Origin of the sequence: Bradyrhizobium sp. SPXBL-02 (assembly GCF_051853065.1) — a bacterium.
GTDB lineage: Bacteria > Pseudomonadota > Alphaproteobacteria > Rhizobiales > Xanthobacteraceae > Bradyrhizobium.
The window spans coordinates 4658696-4673938 of record NZ_CP182474.1 but is presented as its reverse complement, the minus strand read 5'-3'; the positions used below and the strand labels follow the sequence as shown (position 1 = coordinate 4673938).

The window sequence follows — 15243 nt, the reverse complement described above, 5'->3', positions numbered from 1 at the left end:
CCGTGGATGCCGCGTTGGGTCTTCCCGTCCTGGTCGGCTTGATCGCCGTCGCGCTGCTGTTCGACTTCCTGAACGGCCTGCACGACGCCGCCAATTCGATCGCGACCATCGTCTCGACCCGCGTTCTGCGGCCGCAATTCGCGGTGTTCTGGGCCGCCTTCTTCAATTTCATCGCCTTCCTGGTGTTCGGGCTGCACGTCGCCCAGACCATCGGCACCGGCATCATCGATCCCGCGGTCGTCGACGCCCAGGTGATCTTCGCAGCGCTCGTCGGCGCCATCGTCTGGAATCTCGTGACCTGGGCGCTCGGCATTCCGTCCTCGTCCTCGCACGCGCTGATCGGCGGGCTGGTCGGTGGCGGCATGGCCAAGGCCGGCATCTCGGCCGCGGTGTGGAGCGGCCTGTCCAAGACCGTGCTGGCGATTGTGCTGTCGCCGCTGGTCGGCTTCCTGCTCGCGATGTTACTGGTGGCGATCGTGTCCTGGGCCTCGGTGCGCTCGACGCCGTTCGCGGTCGACCGCGCCTTCCGCATCCTGCAATTCGCCTCCGCCTCACTCTATTCGCTCGGCCATGGCGGCAACGACGCGCAGAAGACCATGGGCATCATCGCGGTGCTGCTCTATTCGCAGGGCCATCTCGGCAGCGACTTCTCGGTGCCGTTCTGGGTGGTGCTGTCCTGCCAGGCGGCGATGGCGCTGGGGACGCTGATGGGCGGCTGGCGCATCGTCCGCACCATGGGCCTGCGCATCACCAAGTTGACGCCGATGCAGGGCTTTTGCGCCGAGACCGGGGGCGCGGCGACGCTGTTCATGGCGACCTATCTCGGGGTTCCCGTCTCGACCACCCACACCATCACAGGCGCCATCGTCGGCGTCGGCGCCGCCCGCCGCGTCTCGGCGGTGCGCTGGAACGTCGCCAGCTCGATCGTCTACGCCTGGGTGATCACGATCCCGGCCTCGGCCATCGTGGCCGCGCTGACCTGGTGGGTGGTCCAGCTCGTCAGGTAACGAGCTTCAGTCCGATGATGCCGGCGACGATCAGGCCGATGCTGGCGAGGCGGAAGGCCGTGGCCGGCTCGCCGAACAGGACAATGCCGAGCGTCGCCGTGCCGACCGCGCCGATGCCGGTCCAGACCGCATAGGCGGTTCCGACGGGCAGCGATTTGAGCGCAAGTCCGAGCAGGATGACGCTGCCGGCCATGGCCGCCAGCGTGACCGCGGACGGAACAAGCTTGCTGAAACCTTCGGTGTATTTCAGGCCGATCGCCCAGGTGATCTCGAGAAGACCGGCGACGAACAGGATGCTCCAGGCCATGACGACCCTCCATCAAGGCAGGGTCGTCCCCGCGGCTGAGGTGCTGATGGGCGGGGAAGGCCGTCCTCCCCCAAGACTGATATATCCACGCGTCGATATGGGGCTGGCCGGAAGTCCCCGCAATCACCAAATGAGGCTTGATCAGGCCCGTTTTCCCTGCCACACGCTCCCGCCATGTCCGACATCGCCACCACCACAGCCGAATCGCCGGCCCGTTCCCCGCTTGCCGCTGAGGTGGCGCGGCGGCGGACCTTTGCGATCATCTCCCACCCCGACGCCGGCAAGACCACGCTGACCGAGAAGCTGCTGCTGTTCGGCGGCGCCATCAACCTCGCCGGCCAGGTCAAGGCCAAGGGCGAGCGGCGCAACACGCGCTCGGACTGGATGAAGATCGAGCGCGAGCGCGGCATCTCGGTCGTGACCTCGGTAATGACCTTCGAGTTCGAGGGCCTCGTGTTCAACCTGCTGGACACGCCGGGCCACGAGGACTTTTCGGAAGACACCTATCGCACGCTGACGGCGGTCGATTCCGCCGTGATGGTGATCGACGCCGCCAAGGGCATCGAGGCGCGCACCCGAAAACTGTTCGAGGTGTGCCGGCTGCGCGACATCCCGATCATCACCTTCATCAACAAGATGGACCGCGAGAGCCGCGACGTGTTCGAGCTGCTCGACGAGATCGAGAAGACGCTGGCGCTCGACACCACGCCGATGACCTGGCCGGTCGGCCGTGGCCGCGACTTCCTCGGCACCTATGACGTCGTCAATGGCGGCGTGCGCCTGCTCGAAGGCGGCGGCGCCAAGACCGGCGCGGCGCAGCAGATCGCGATCGAGGAATTGGCCAAGCTCAACGCCAATCTCGACGTCTCCGCCGTGAAGGACGAGCTCGAGCTCGTCACCGCGGCGTCGAAGCCGTTCGAGCTGGAAGCGTTCCGCGAGGGCCATCTGACGCCGGTCTATTTCGGCAGTGCGCTGCGCAATTTCGGCGTCGGCGACCTCCTGGAAGGCCTCGGCAAGTTCGCGCCCGAGCCGCGCGCGCAGGACAGCGACCAGCGCAAGGTCGAGGCCACCGATCCCCGCATGAGCGCCTTCGTGTTCAAGATCCAGGCCAACATGGATCCCAACCACCGCGACCGCATCGCGTTCGCGCGCCTCTGCTCGGGCAAGCTCAGCCGCGGCATGAAGGCGAAGCTGGTGCGCACCGGCAAGAGCATGCCGCTGTCGAGCCCGCAATTCTTCTTCGCGCAGGATCGCTCGGTCGCGGACGAAGCCTTTGCCGGCGACGTCGTCGGCATTCCCAACCACGGCACGCTGCGCATCGGCGACACGCTGACGGAAGGCGAGGAATTCAACTTCGTCGGCGTGCCGAGCTTTGCGCCGGAAATCGTCCGCCGCGTCCGTCTCACCGACGCAATGAAGGCGAAGAAGCTGAAGGAAGCGCTGCAGCAGATGTCGGAAGAGGGCGTCGTGCAGGTGTTCCGCCCCCGCGATGGCGCCCCGGCGCTGGTCGGCGTGGTCGGCGCGCTGCAGCTCGACGTGCTCAAAGCGCGGCTCGAGGCGGAATATTCGCTGCCGGTCGAGTTCGAGGTCAGCGAGTTCCAGCTGGCGCGCTGGGTCTCCTCGGAGGACCGCAAGAAGCTCGACACCTTCATCGCCGCCAACACCTCGAGCATCGCCGACGACGTCGACGGCGATCCCGTCTATCTCGCCCGCAACGAGTTCTATCTCGGCTACACCCGGGAGCGGGCCGAGGGCATCGAGTTCAGCAATGTCAAGGACGTCAAGAAGAAGGGGTAGGGCGGCGCGCCCTCCACTGGGCGGCCACATACCCGCTGCGCAAGCACACCCTCCGCTGTCACGCAAGCACACCTTCCGCTGTCATGCCCCGGCTTGACCGGGGCATCCAGTACGCCGCGGCCTGTCGATTCAGCCACTACCGTCTCGGAGTACTGGGTCGCCCGGTCAAGCCGGGCGACGACAGCGTGCCTGAACGCGAGCATGTGAACGCGCGCGGACTTGACGCGTTCATGGACAGCGCCACTTTTCTCGTGACCTTGCGAGCTCACTCCATGTGGCGCGGCATTCTCGTTCTGATCCTGCTGACGATCTCAACGATCGTCGTCGACGCACGGCCGCGCCAGATCAATCCGATCCCGTTCGCGCACGAGCCTTGCAGCGTGCTCGACGGCGAGCCCTGCACGCCGTCCTATTGCAGCCCGCTCGAACCCGGGCCATGCATTCCCGAGATCGATTACCCTTACGGCCAGAACCTCCAACTCACCGTCGAAAGCGTGCCGGCGGAAGCTGATCGCGCCAAATATCAAAAGCCCGATCACGACCTCGATACGATCGGCGACCTCTTCGCCGCGCTGCGCAGCTGCTGGTCGCCGCCATCGGACCGTGCGCGCACGGGCATGCAGATGTCGGTGCGTTTCAGCTTCAACAAGGCCGGCGGCCTGATCGGCCCGCCGCGCCTCACATACGCGACTGCGGGTGTGCCGGCGGATATCCGAACCACCTATCTCAACGCGATCAATTCATCGCTGAAGGCCTGCCTGCCGCTGAAGTTCACGAGCGGTCTTGGCGGGGCGTTGGCCGGGCGACCCATCGCCATCCGTTATGTCGACAATCGGGAGCTCGGCAAGTAGCGCGAGTTGCGAGCGGCAGCCAATCGATGATACCTCAGAGCCGGGGGCTGCTTTGCGGGGAGGGTGTCGTGGGTCTGCTGATCATGATCCTGGGGCTGGTGCTGTTTTTTGCATCCCATGTTTTCACAACCAAACGAGAGGCACGCGCGCAGGCGATCGCGAGGCTGGGCGAGGGGACCTACAAGCTGCTCTATTCGGCGGTCTCGCTGGCAGGGCTGGCGCTGATCATCTGGGGCTATGCCCACTACCGCAGCTCCGGCTGGATCGACGTCTGGTATCCGCCGAAGGCGATGAAGCACATCACGCTGGCCTTGATGCTGCCTGCAGTCATCCTCGTGGTGGCGTCCTACATGCGTGGCCGCATCTACGCGACGCTGAAGCATCCAATGCTGGCCGGCATCAAGCTGTGGGCCGCGGCGCATCTTTTGGCCAATGGCGATCTCGGCTCCATCATCCTGTTCGGCTCGTTCCTGGGCTGGGCGGTCTATGACCGCATCTCGCTTAAAGCTCGCACCGACGCCGGCGGCCCGCCGATTCCGGTCGGCGGCGTCACCAACGATCTGATCGCGGTCGCGGTCGGCGTGGTCGCCTATCTGGCCCTGGCCTTCGCGTTCCATCCGGTGGTGATCGGTGTGCCCGTGATCGGGGTCTAGCGCATGATCCGGAAAAGTGTGCAACGGTTTTCCGATAAGATCATGCGCAAGAATTAAGTCAGCTGGTCAGCACAAGACGAAACCCGGATGTCCATGCGCGGAAGATAGCAAGAGCAACAAGCCGAGGGCATCCCGATGGACTGGTCGCAATCTCAGATCCCGCCGATGCGGCTCGTGGCGCGCTTTGGCGATCGAGTAGTGCCGTCGTTTTGCGATCGGCCATCGAGCCTCTGGGCGATGATCGCGGACGCCTGCGCCCGCAATGCCGAGGGCGAAGCGTTGATCTGCGGCAATGTCCGCCTGAGCTGGGGCCACGCGGTGGAGCAGGCCGCGCGGATCGCTGCGGGATTTCGCAAGCTTGGATTGCAGCGCGGCGATCGTGTTGCGATCCTGCTCGGCAATCGCATCGAATTTCCGCTGCTGCTGTTTGCCGCCGCGCATGAGGGGCTGGTCACCGTGCTGCTCAGCACACGCCAGCAGAAGCCGGAGATCGCCTATGTGCTCGCCGATTGTGGTGCCAAGATCCTGATCCACGAAGCCGCGCTCGCCGAGCGGCTGCCCGATGCGCATGAGGTGCCCGATGTGATCCATCGCATCGCCGTCGCCGATGATCCGGCTCTGTCGCGTTTCGCAGGGCTCGCCGACAACCCGCCGGCCGTGGCACCGATCGAGGTGGGCGAGGAGGACACCGCGATGATCCTCTACACCTCCGGCACCACGGGCAAGCCGAAGGGCGCGATGCTGGCCCATTGCAACATCGTCCATTCCTCCATGGTGTTCGTGTCCTGCCTGCAATTGACGGAGGCCGATCGCTCGATCGCAGCGGTGCCGCTCGGCCATGTCACGGGCGTCGTCGCCAACATCACCACCATGATCCGCTGCGGCGGGACGCTGATCATCATGCCCGAGTTCAAGGCCGCCGATTACCTCAAGCTCGCCGCGCGCGAGCGCGTGACCTACACGGTGATGGTGCCGGCGATGTACAATCTCTGCCTGCTCCAGCCCGATTTCGACGGCTACGATCTGTCGAGCTGGCGCATCGGCGGCTTCGGCGGCGCACCGATGCCGGTCGCCACCATCGAGAAGCTCAAGGCGAACATTCCCGGCCTGAAGCTGATGAACTGCTACGGCGCGACCGAGACGACCTCGCCCTCGACGATCATGCCGGGCGAGCTGACCGAGAGCCACATCGACAGCGTCGGCCTGCCGTGCCCCGGCGCGCGCATCGTGGTGATGGGCCCGGACGGACGCGAGCTGCCTCCCGGCGAGATCGGCGAGCTCTGGATCCAGAGCGCCTCCGTCATCAAGGGCTACTGGAATAATCCGAAGGCCACCGCCGAAAGCTTCACGGGCGGATTCTGGCATTCGGGCGACCTCGGCTCGGTCGATGCGGAAGGGTTCGTTCGCGTGTTCGACCGGCAGAAGGACATGATCAATCGCGGCGGCCTGAAGATCTATTCGGCCGAGGTCGAATCGGTGCTGGCCGGCCATCCCGCCGTGGTCGAGAGTGCGATCATCGCCAGGGCCTGCCCGGTGCTGGGCGAGCGCGTCCACGCCGTGGTGGTGACGCGACAGCCGGTGGCCGATACGGACCTGCGCGCCTGGTGCGCCGAGCGCCTGTCCGACTACAAGGTTCCCGAAACCATCGCGATCACGGCAGACCCGCTGCCGCGCAACGCCAACGGCAAGGTGCTGAAGCGGCAGCTGCGGGAGCTGCTGGGAGCTTGAGCCGGGCAGCGGCATCCGGGCTGTCCCGGGTGGTTAACGCCTTGATCGGGCTCGCTTTGCCTTGCCACCGCCATATCGTTAGGCTACCTCGCCGCCACGCGGGGACGGGATTCCTGACGCGAACGCCTTGGCGCGCGCACCCGGATGGGCATGGGATTAGCATAAGTGTCTGAATTCTTTAACGAAGTCGACGAGGAAGTACGTCGCGAACAGCTCAAGAAGCTGTGGGACAGGTATTCGATCTACTTCATCGCCCTGATGGTGCTGGTCGTGGCCGCCGTCGGCGGTTGGCGCGCCTATCAATATTTCGAGGCCAGGAAGGCCGCCGAGGCCGGCGCCGTCTTCGAGAAGGCCGTCGAGCTGTCCGAGCAGGGCAAGCACGAGGACGCCGAGAAGGCGTTCACCGAGCTCGCTGCCAAGGCACCGTCCGGCTATCGCACCTTGGCGCGGCTGCGCGCTGCGGCCGAGGCCGCGAGCCGCGATCCCAAGGCGGGCGCGAAGATGTATGACGACATTGCCGCCGACCGCAGCATTGGCGGTGAGTGGCAGGATCTGGCCAAGATCCGCGCCGCCGGCCTCGTGCTCGACAGCGCCAGCTACGCCGACATGCAGCAGCGGCTGGAAGCTTCCGCCGCGCCCAAATCGACCTTCCGCCACAGCGCCCGCGAGATGCTGGCGCTGTCGGCCTGGCGCAACAACGACATGACCGCAGCCCGCAAATGGCTCGAGGCGATTGACGGAGACGGCGAAACGCCGCCCGGCCTGCGCTCGCGCGCCGAGGCGCTCCAGGCTTTGTTGCCACCCGTCGCCAAAAGCTGACGACGGTTCTCTGACGTAACGAGACACCAAGATGCGCCGCACGCCCCGCTTGATCGCAGCCGCCGTCCTGATCGCCTTCACCGGCGCCCTGGGCGGCTGCTCCAGCTTCGATCCGAGCGACCTGCTCGACTTCCTCGATACCAAGAAGAAGTTGCCGGGCGACCGCAAGCCGGTCTTCCCCGAAGGCGTGCCGGGGCTCGAGCAGGGCGTGCCGAGGGATCTGTACAAGGGCGCGCAGCAGCAGCAACCCGACCCGAACGCACCTGCCGTGGCGGCATTGCCCGCGGAGCCGGAGCCGGCCAAGCCGGCGAAGGGGGCCAAGGCAAAGCATACCAAGCAGCCCGCCGCGGCGGCCGCGCCAGCCGCAGCACCCGCCGGCGAGGTCGATGGCGAGGCCCAGCCGGAGGCCGCGCCAGCGACGTCCGCTCCGCCGCCCAAGCACAAGATCGTCCGCAGGCGCACCACCGCGCCGGATCAGCCGGCCCAGCCGGCGCAACCCGCCCCGGCCACGCAGCAGCAATCGCAGAGCGCCTTCCCGGCGCCGCTGCCGAGCGGCAGCTTCTCGCGCTAGTAATTCCACCTGCATTGACAGGCGCAGCCCCGGCAGCGCACGAATGACCGATGTCCTTCACGATCGCCATCATCGGCCGGCCCAATGTCGGCAAATCGACGCTGTTCAACCGCCTGGTTGGGCAGAAGCTCGCGCTGGTCGATGATCTGCCCGGCGTCACCCGCGACCGCCGGGAAGGCGAGGCCAGGCTCGGTGATCTCCGCTTCACCATCATCGATACCGCCGGCCTCGACGAGGGCGCCAAGGGCTCGCTGACGGCGCGCATGCAGGAGCAGACCGAGACCGCGATCGCGCAGGCCGACGCGCTGTTCTTCGTCGTCGACGCCCGCATCGGCCTGACGCCGACCGATCGCGCCTTCGCCGATTTCGCCCGCAAGGCCAACAAGCCGGTGCTGCTCGTCGCCAACAAGAGCGAGGGCAAGCACGGTGATGCCGGTGCGATGGAAGCGTTCGCGCTCGGCCTCGGCGATCCCATCCAGATCTCGGCCGAGCACGGCGAGGGCATGGGCGAGCTCTACGACGCGCTCGCCGGGCTGATGCCGGAGCCCGTCGAGGAAGACGAGGATGAGGACGACGCGCCGCTCACCGAGGAAGAGGCCGCGACGCGCCCGATCCGGGTCGCCATCGTCGGCCGGCCCAATGCCGGCAAGTCGACGCTGATCAACCATCTGCTCGGCGAGGAGCGCCTGCTGACGAGCCCCGAGGCCGGCACCACGCGCGACTCCATCGCCGTCGAGATCAACTGGAAGGGCCGCGACTTTCGCGTGTTCGACACCGCGGGCCTGCGCCGGCGCTCGCGCATCGAGGAGAAGCTGGAGAAACTCTCGGTCGCCGACGCGCTGCGCGCGGTGCGCTTTGCCGAAGTGGTCGTGCTGATGATGGACACGCAGAACCGCTTCGAGGAGCAGGACCTGCGCATTGCCGACCTGATCGAGCGCGAGGGACGGGCGGTCGTGCTGGCCGTCAACAAATGGGATCTGATGGAGACCAAGGGCGGCGGCGCGATCTCGGGTCTGCGCCGCGATGCCGACCATTGGCTGCCGCAGCTCAAGGGCGTGCCCATCGTCGCCGTCTCGGGCCTGATGGGCGAGGGCATCGACCGCCTGATGCAGGCGATCCAGGACGCCTATGCGATCTGGAACCGGCGCGTGCCGACCTCAGCACTCAATCGCTGGTTCGAGCAGGCGATCCAGGCCAACCCGCCGCCCGCGGTCTCCGGCCGCAGGCTGAAGCTGAACTACATCACCCAGACCAAGGCGCGCCCGCCGAGCTTCGTGCTGTTCTGCTCGCGCGCGGACGCCGTGCCGCAATCCTACTTGCGCTATCTCACCAATTCGATGCGCGAGACCTTCGAGCTGCCGGGCACGCCGGTGCGCATCACGCTGCGCGAGAAGGCCAATCCCTTCGCGCACAAGCGCAAGCGGCCGTCGTGAGCGACGGCGCGGGCGAAGTGGTGGTGCACGGCGCAGCGCCGGCCAGGGGCGGCGCCGTCGCCTTCATCTTCGTCACCATCCTCCTCGACATGCTCGCGCTCGGCGTGATCATGCCGATCCTGCCGAAGCTGATCGAAAGTTTCGTCGACAACGACACCGCACATGCCGCGCGCATATTCGGCGTGTTCGGCACCGCCTGGGCCTTGATGCAGTTCGTGTTCTCGCCGGTGCTCGGGGCGCTGTCGGATCGTTTCGGACGGCGGCCGGTGGTGCTGCTGTCGAATTTCGGGCTCGCGGCCGATTACGTCTTGATGGCGCTGGCGCCGTCGCTTGCGTGGCTGTTCGTCGGCCGCGTCATCTCCGGCATCACCTCGGCGAGCATCTCGACCGCCTTCGCCTATATCGCCGACATCACGCCGCCGGAACGGCGTGCGGCGGTTTTCGGCCGGATTGGGGCGGCCTTCGGCGCCGGCTTCATCTTAGGGCCGGCGCTCGGCGGCCTGCTCGGCGATATCGATCCGCGCCTGCCGTTCTGGGCCTCGGCGGCCCTGAGCTTCGCCAACGCGCTCTATGGCCTGTTCGTGCTGCCGGAGTCGCTTGCACCCGACAAGCGCGCGCCGTTCCACTGGCGCAGCGCTAATCCGCTCGGGGCGCTGCAGCTGCTGCGCTCCAATGCGGCGCTGGCCGCCTTGTCGATCGTCAACTTCATCGCGCAGGTCGCCCACGTCGTGCTGCCCTCGACCTTCGTGCTCTATGCGACCTATCGCTATGGCTGGGATTCCAAGACGGTGGGCTTGACGCTCGCTATGGTCGGCATCTGCGCCATGGTGGTGCAGGGGTTTGCGATCGGCCCCATCGTGCGCGCGCTTGGCGAGCGGAACGCGCTGCTGCTCGGCCTCTGCTGTGGCGCGGTCGGCTTCTTGGTCCTCGGCGCTGCGCCGACCGGACCGCTGTCATGGCTCGGGATTCCCGTTCTGGCGCTGTGGGGCATCTCCGGTGCCGCCTCGCAAGCGCTGATGACGCGGCTCGTCGCGCCGGAGCAGCAGGGCCAGCTGCAGGGCGCGACCGCGAGCGTGCAGAGCGTGTCGCAGCTCGTCGGCCCGTTCCTGTTCACGCTGACGTTTTCCTACTTCATCGGCGCCAGCGCGCCGCTGCATCTGCCCGGCGCGCCGTTCCTGCTCGCAGCGGTGCTGATGGTGGTGTGCGTTGCGATCGCGGTGCGCTCGCTGGGCGTTACGAAGACGGTCTCGTAGGGTGGGCAAAGGCGCGTAAGCGCCGTGCCCACCATCTTTATGCGATATCGAGAAATGGAGGGCACGCTTCGCTTTGCCCACCCTACGGCAGTGCCGCTTGTCGCGCGAGATCCCGGGTCTGGTGCTGCGGGCCGCGCTTCGCGGTCCCGTGCGCACCATCCCGGGATGACCGCTACACGGTCACTTCTTCACCAGCGGGCAGTCGCTGTCCTTGAGCGGCTTGGCCGCATCCTCCGGCGCGATGGTGGCGACCAGCTTGTAATAGTCCCACGGTCCCTTCGACTCCTCGGGCTTCTTCACCTCGAACAGATAGGCGGGGATGAGGCGGCGTCCGTCCTGGCGCAGCGGGCCCTTGCCGAACAGCGGATCGTCGGTCGGCAGCTCCTTCATCTTGGCGACGACCTTGGCGCCGTCATGCGGATTGCTGCCGAGCGCTTCCATTGCCTTCAGGTAATGCAGGATCTCGGCGTAGAGCCCCGCAACCGTCATCGAGGGCATCGAGCCCTTGGGCGAGACCTTCTGGAAGCGCTTCGACCATTCGCGGGTCTGGTCGTTGAGGTCCCAGTAGAAGGATTCGGTGAAGGTCAGGCCCTGCGCCGTCTTCAGGCCGAGCGAGTGCACGTCGTTGATGAACAGTAGCAGCGCGGCGAGCTTCTGTCCGCCCTGGACGATGCCGAATTCGGCGGCCTGCTTGATCGCGTTGGTGGTGTCGCCGCCCGCGTTGGCAAGGCCGATGATCTTGGCCTTGGAGGACTGCGCCTGCAGCAGGAAGGAGGAGAAGTCCGCCGTGTTCAGCGGGTGCTTGACGCCGCCGAGCACCTTGCCGCCGGTCGCCGTGACGACCGCGCCGGTATCACGCTCCAGCGCATGGCCGAACGCGTAATCCGCGGTGAGGAAGAACCAGCTGTCGCCGCCCGCCTTGGTCAGCGCCTTGCCGGTGCCGTTGGCGAGCATGTAGGTGTCGTAGGTGAAGGACACGGTGTTGGGCGTGCAGGCCTTGCCGGTGAGGTCGGCGGTGGCCGCACCTGAATTGAGCAGCACCGCGTTCTTTTCCTTGACGAGATTGCTCACCGCGAGCGCCACGCCGGAGCTCGGCGTGTCGGCGATGGCGTCGACCTTGTCGGCGTCGATCCATTGCCGGGCGATGTTGACGCCGATGTCGGGCTTGTTCTGGTGATCGCCGGAGAGCACCTCGATGGTCCAGCCCTTCGCCTTCAGGCCGGAATCCTCGACCGCCATCTTCACTGCCGCGACCGAGTTCGGGCCGCCGATGTCGGCATAGAGGCTCGACATGTCGTTGAGCACGCCGATCTTGATGGTCTTGTCCTGCGCGAAGGCGGATGTGGCAAAGCCGAAAGCGGCACAGGCCAGAAGGGCCGCGGTGCGGCGTGCGGGCATCGTCATAAAAGGCTTCCTCCATTGTCAAATATGCGAACGGCTCTCTTTGGGAGCCTTGTTCCAAGTGATCGCTCTACCGTGTCCCACGGCCGACGGCAATGCACCTAAAGCCGGATGACGCTGCGTCCTAGCGTCATCCTTCGGTTAACTTTTGGGCAAAATGCGTTGAGACGCTATTTCAGCGCGTGCGATGTCAGCGTGAATTTCTGATTGCGCTTTCCGGCACCGACTTCGGCGGTATGGCCATGCCCCGGGCATGGCGTCCGAAGGCAATCAGGCCGGAGCGCGGAAGCTCATCAGGGTGCGGGTCTTGTAGTCGTAGAACTTGCCGGTCTCGGTCCAGTCGGGCGCGCACAGCGGCACGATGAATTCGGCAACCTGCTCGGGCGTGTCGAGCGTCGCCGGATCCTCGCCGGGCATCAGCGTTGCGCGCATGCGGGTGCGCACCGGGCCGGGATTGAACAGATTGACACGCAGCTTCGTGTTTGCGGTTTCCTGTGCCCAGGCGCGTGCCAGCGTCTCCAGTGCGGCCTTGGACGCCGCGTAGGGGCTGACGTAAGCGGTGGCCTTGTTGGCGGCACCCGAGGTGATGAACACGGCGCGGCCGGCATCGGACTGCTTCAGCAGCGGCTCCATGCAGCGGATCAGCTGGAAATTCGCGGAGACGTTCACCGCCATCACCTCGTTGAAGGTCTTCAGCTCGATATGGCCGATCGGCGAGGAAGGGCCGAGCACGCCGGCATTGCCGACGAGGATGTCGAGCTTGCCGTAGCGATCGTGCAGGCCGGCGCCGAGACGCGCGATGCCGTCGGAATCGGTGAGGTTGAGCGGCACCAGGGTGGCACTGCCACCCTCTTTCCGGATCTCGTCGTCGAGCTCTTCGAGCCCGCCTTGCGTACGCGCGGTGGCAACGATATGCGCCCCGGCTTTGGCCAGTGCGATAGCGGTGGCATAGCCGATGCCGCGCGAGGCGCCGGTGACGAGAGCGATACGGTCAGCGAAGGGCTTTGTCATGGCGGGGTTTTACAGCCGTGGACGGCCGGGACAAGCCCCCGCATGGTCGTCATTCCGGGGCGATGCGAAGCATCGAACCTGGAATCCAGAGGTTTGAGGCAACATGTCGAGATCCTCAGGTGCGCAATTGCGCACCATAGTTCGGTCCTTACGGACTGCCCCGCGATGACGCGTTCGCCGTCAGCTCGCCTCCGCCAGCAGCGACAGCTGCCGCGGCTGCGGCTCGGTCTGGGTCTGGTCGGTAAGATGGGTCGGATAGACGCCGGTGAAGCAGTGATCCGCGAACTTTGGATTGGCGGGATCGCGGCCGGGCTCGCCCATGGCGCGGTACATGCCGTCGATCGACAGGAAGGCGAGTGAGTCCGCACCGATGAGCTCGCGCATCTCCTCCAGCGAATGCGTCGCTGCCAGCAGGCCGCCGCGGTCGGGCAGGTCGATGCCGTAATAGTCAGGGTAGAGGATCGGTGGCGAGGCGAGACGGAAATGCACCTCCTTGGCGCCGGCATCGCGCATCATGCGCACGATCTTCTTCGAGGTGGTGCCGCGCACCAGGGAGTCGTCGATCAGGATGATGCGCTTGCCTTCGATCGCGGCGCGGTTGGCCGAGTGCTTCATGCGCACGCCGGATTCGCGGATCGCCTGCGTCGGCTGGATGAAGGTGCGGCCGACATAATGGTTGCGGATGATGCCGAGCTCGAACGGCACGCCCGAATGCTGGCTGTAGCCGACCGCCGCGGGCACGCCGGAATCCGGCACCGGCACAACGACGTCGACAGGCACATGGCTCTCGCGTGCGAGCTGCGCGCCGAAATTCTTGCGCACCTCGTAGACCGAGCGGCCGTGGACGATGGAATCCGGCCGCGAGAAGTAGATGTATTCGAAGATGCAGGGGCGCGGCGCCATCGGCGGGAACGGCTTGTGGATGTCCTGGCCGTTCTCGTCGAACACGATGACCTCGCCGGGCTCGATGTCGCGCACGAAGCGGGCGCCGATGATGTCGAGCGCGCAGGTCTCAGACGTCAGGATCGGGCAGCCGTCGAGCTCGCCGAGCACCAGCGGGCGGATGCCGCGTGGATCGCGCGCGCCGACCAGCTTCTTGTTGGTCAGCGAGACCAGTGCATAGGCGCCTTCGATCTCGCGCAGCGCGTCGATATAGCGCTCGATGAAGCGGCTGCGCCTCGAGCGCGCCACCAGATGCAGGATCACCTCGGTGTCGGAGGTCGACTGCATCATCGCGCCGTTCTTGACGAGTTCGCGGCGCAGCGTCAGGCCGTTGGAGAGGTTGCCGTTGTGGGCGACCGCAAGGCCACCGGCATTGAGCTCGGCGAACAGCGGCTGCACGTTGCGCAGGATGGTGGCGCCGGTCGTGGCGTAGCGGACATGGCCGACCGCGACACTGCCGGGCAGGCGGTCGATCACCTCGCGGCGGGAGAAGGTGTCGCCGACGAGGCCGAGGCGGCGTTCTGAATGAAAGCGGCTGCCGTCGTAGGAGACGATGCCGGCGGCCTCCTGGCCGCGGTGCTGCAGGGCGTGAAGGCCCAGCGCGGTGATGGCCGCCGCATCAGGGTGACCGTAGATGCCGAAGACGCCGCATTCCTCGCGCAGCGTATCGCCTTCCAGATCGTCCTGAAGCTCGAGTGCGGCCGGGCCTGGACCGGCGTTTCGATCGAGATCAAGCAGGGCGTCCTGGTCAGGGTGTCGCATCTCGTTCTCGCCTCTCTCTAGGGCTCTTTCAACGCGCCGCAGGTTTCTCGATCAGCTTTTTCATGCCGTCACGAGCCGATTTACTGTACCCGTCGCCACTGCCCGAAGGCTGCTGCTCGGATTCAGCTTGATCATCATCTGGTTTGTTTTTCTTGAATCTCTTCAAGATGGTGTTCTCGGGGTCGTCAGGCAAGAGGGCCATCAGCCAATCGCCGGTTCCCTGGAGCACGACGCGGGACTTGGCCCCGGTGACCCAGTCCGGCCGCTGCTTGTCCGGCACCAGCCAGGTGAAGAACAGGAAGGCAACCACCACGATCAAAAGCCCGCGAGCCAGCCCAAACAGGAAGCCGAGGGTGCGATCCAGCGCGCCGATCCGCGAATCCAGGATCATGTCGGAGATCCGGACCGTGATGACGGAGACCACGACCAGGGTGCCGACGAACACGCCCGCGACCACGACCACGCTCGCGACCGTGTCGTTGTTGAAATAGCTCTTGGCGGTCGGCAGCAGCTTCGAGAAGGAATACAGCGTCACGATCGCCGCCGCACCCCAGGCTGCGATCGACAGGATTTCGCGCATGAAGCCGCGGACCATGGCGAGCAGGCCCGAGATCAGCATCACACCGAGCAGGATCAGGTCGAGGAGTGTTACTGGCATCGGCTGGTCTGGTCCGCTCGTACTTCAAAGGTGCTCTAGCGAATCGGTGT

General features: G+C 66.0%; 14 protein-coding genes. 9 read left to right on the top strand and 5 right to left on the bottom strand.

Annotated elements, in window-relative coordinates; genetic code table 11:
• Positions 1-2: 2 nt before the first annotated feature.
• Positions 3-1007 (top strand): inorganic phosphate transporter, encoded by a 1005-nt coding sequence (locus ACNJYD_RS21980; protein WP_260383391.1) that lies wholly within the window; start codon positions 3-5, stop codon positions 1005-1007.
• Here ACNJYD_RS21980 and sugE read toward each other — a convergent pair.
• Positions 1000-1314, bottom strand: coding sequence for a quaternary ammonium compound efflux SMR transporter SugE (gene sugE, locus ACNJYD_RS21975; protein ID WP_172786422.1), 315 nt, complete (start codon positions 1312-1314; stop codon positions 1000-1002). The genes ACNJYD_RS21980 and sugE overlap by 8 nt on opposite strands.
• A gap of 174 nt (positions 1315-1488) precedes the next feature.
• On the opposite strand from sugE, the gene ACNJYD_RS21970 reads away from it, so the two are divergent.
• From ACNJYD_RS21970 to ACNJYD_RS21935, 8 genes are all read left to right on the top strand, one after another.
• Positions 1489-3111 carry a peptide chain release factor 3 gene (locus tag ACNJYD_RS21970; protein ID WP_172786423.1) on the top strand — a complete coding sequence of 541 codons (1623 nt, stop codon included), beginning with the start codon at positions 1489-1491 and terminating at the stop codon, positions 3109-3111.
• 272 nt (positions 3112-3383) lie between these two features.
• Positions 3384-3962: a hypothetical protein gene (locus tag ACNJYD_RS21965; protein WP_260383672.1), complete on the top strand. Its 579-nt coding sequence runs from the start codon at positions 3384-3386 to the stop codon at positions 3960-3962.
• A 68-nt stretch (positions 3963-4030) separates the two neighbouring features.
• Positions 4031-4615 (top strand): NnrU family protein, encoded by a 585-nt coding sequence (locus ACNJYD_RS21960; protein WP_439363277.1) that lies wholly within the window; start codon positions 4031-4033, stop codon positions 4613-4615.
• A 135-nt stretch (positions 4616-4750) separates the two neighbouring features.
• Positions 4751-6343, top strand: coding sequence for a class I adenylate-forming enzyme family protein (locus ACNJYD_RS21955; protein ID WP_439363276.1), 1593 nt, complete (start codon positions 4751-4753; stop codon positions 6341-6343).
• Between the two features lie 165 nt (positions 6344-6508).
• Positions 6509-7162 carry a tetratricopeptide repeat protein gene (locus ACNJYD_RS21950; protein ID WP_439363275.1) on the top strand — a complete coding sequence of 218 codons (654 nt, stop codon included), beginning with the start codon at positions 6509-6511 and terminating at the stop codon, positions 7160-7162.
• A 31-nt stretch (positions 7163-7193) separates the two neighbouring features.
• Positions 7194-7733 (top strand): hypothetical protein, encoded by a 540-nt coding sequence (locus ACNJYD_RS21945; RefSeq protein ID WP_212257523.1) that lies wholly within the window; start codon positions 7194-7196, stop codon positions 7731-7733.
• A gap of 50 nt (positions 7734-7783) precedes the next feature.
• Positions 7784-9166: a ribosome biogenesis GTPase Der gene (der, locus tag ACNJYD_RS21940; protein ID WP_439363274.1), complete on the top strand. Its 1383-nt coding sequence runs from the start codon at positions 7784-7786 to the stop codon at positions 9164-9166.
• A complete protein-coding gene (locus tag ACNJYD_RS21935) occupies positions 9163-10419 on the top strand; it encodes a TCR/Tet family MFS transporter (RefSeq protein ID WP_439363273.1) in 1257 nt (418 codons plus the stop codon). Before der ends, ACNJYD_RS21935 begins: the two co-directional genes overlap by 4 nt.
• A 180-nt stretch (positions 10420-10599) precedes the next feature.
• Here ACNJYD_RS21935 and ACNJYD_RS21930 read toward each other — a convergent pair whose 3' ends face one another.
• The 4 genes from ACNJYD_RS21930 to ACNJYD_RS21915 form a co-directional block, all read right to left on the bottom strand.
• Positions 10600-11823 carry an ABC transporter substrate-binding protein gene (locus ACNJYD_RS21930; RefSeq protein WP_172786430.1) on the bottom strand — a complete coding sequence of 408 codons (1224 nt, stop codon included), beginning with the start codon at positions 11821-11823 and terminating at the stop codon, positions 10600-10602.
• A gap of 267 nt (positions 11824-12090) precedes the next feature.
• A complete protein-coding gene (locus tag ACNJYD_RS21925) occupies positions 12091-12831 on the bottom strand; it encodes an SDR family NAD(P)-dependent oxidoreductase (protein ID WP_439363272.1) in 741 nt (246 codons plus the stop codon).
• 180 nt (positions 12832-13011) lie between these two features.
• Positions 13012-14535 (bottom strand): amidophosphoribosyltransferase, encoded by a 1524-nt coding sequence (gene purF / locus ACNJYD_RS21920; protein WP_439363271.1) that lies wholly within the window; start codon positions 14533-14535, stop codon positions 13012-13014.
• Positions 14536-14563: 28 nt separating this feature from the next.
• Positions 14564-15193, bottom strand: coding sequence for a CvpA family protein (locus ACNJYD_RS21915; protein WP_172786433.1), 630 nt, complete (start codon positions 15191-15193; stop codon positions 14564-14566).
• Positions 15194-15243: the final 50 nt, after the last annotated feature.

Excerpts from the sequence above, each read along its gene's own strand:
- sugE (WP_172786422.1), bottom strand. The coding sequence starts at position 1,314 with ATGGCCTGGAGCATCCTGTTCGTCGCCGGTCTTCTCGAGATCACCTGG.
- ACNJYD_RS21970 (WP_172786423.1), top strand. The coding sequence starts at position 1,489 with ATGTCCGACATCGCCACCACCACAGCCGAATCGCCGGCCCGTTCCCCG.
- ACNJYD_RS21965 (WP_260383672.1), top strand. The coding sequence starts at position 3,384 with ATGTGGCGCGGCATTCTCGTTCTGATCCTGCTGACGATCTCAACGATC.
- ACNJYD_RS21955 (WP_439363276.1), top strand. The coding sequence starts at position 4,751 with ATGGACTGGTCGCAATCTCAGATCCCGCCGATGCGGCTCGTGGCGCGC.
- ACNJYD_RS21945 (WP_212257523.1), top strand. The coding sequence starts at position 7,194 with ATGCGCCGCACGCCCCGCTTGATCGCAGCCGCCGTCCTGATCGCCTTC.
- der (WP_439363274.1), top strand. The coding sequence starts at position 7,784 with ATGTCCTTCACGATCGCCATCATCGGCCGGCCCAATGTCGGCAAATCG.
- ACNJYD_RS21930 (WP_172786430.1), bottom strand. The coding sequence starts at position 11,823 with ATGACGATGCCCGCACGCCGCACCGCGGCCCTTCTGGCCTGTGCCGCT.
- ACNJYD_RS21925 (WP_439363272.1), bottom strand. The coding sequence starts at position 12,831 with ATGACAAAGCCCTTCGCTGACCGTATCGCTCTCGTCACCGGCGCCTCG.
- purF (WP_439363271.1), bottom strand. The coding sequence starts at position 14,535 with ATGCGACACCCTGACCAGGACGCCCTGCTTGATCTCGATCGAAACGCC.
- ACNJYD_RS21915 (WP_172786433.1), bottom strand. The coding sequence starts at position 15,193 with ATGCCAGTAACACTCCTCGACCTGATCCTGCTCGGTGTGATGCTGATC.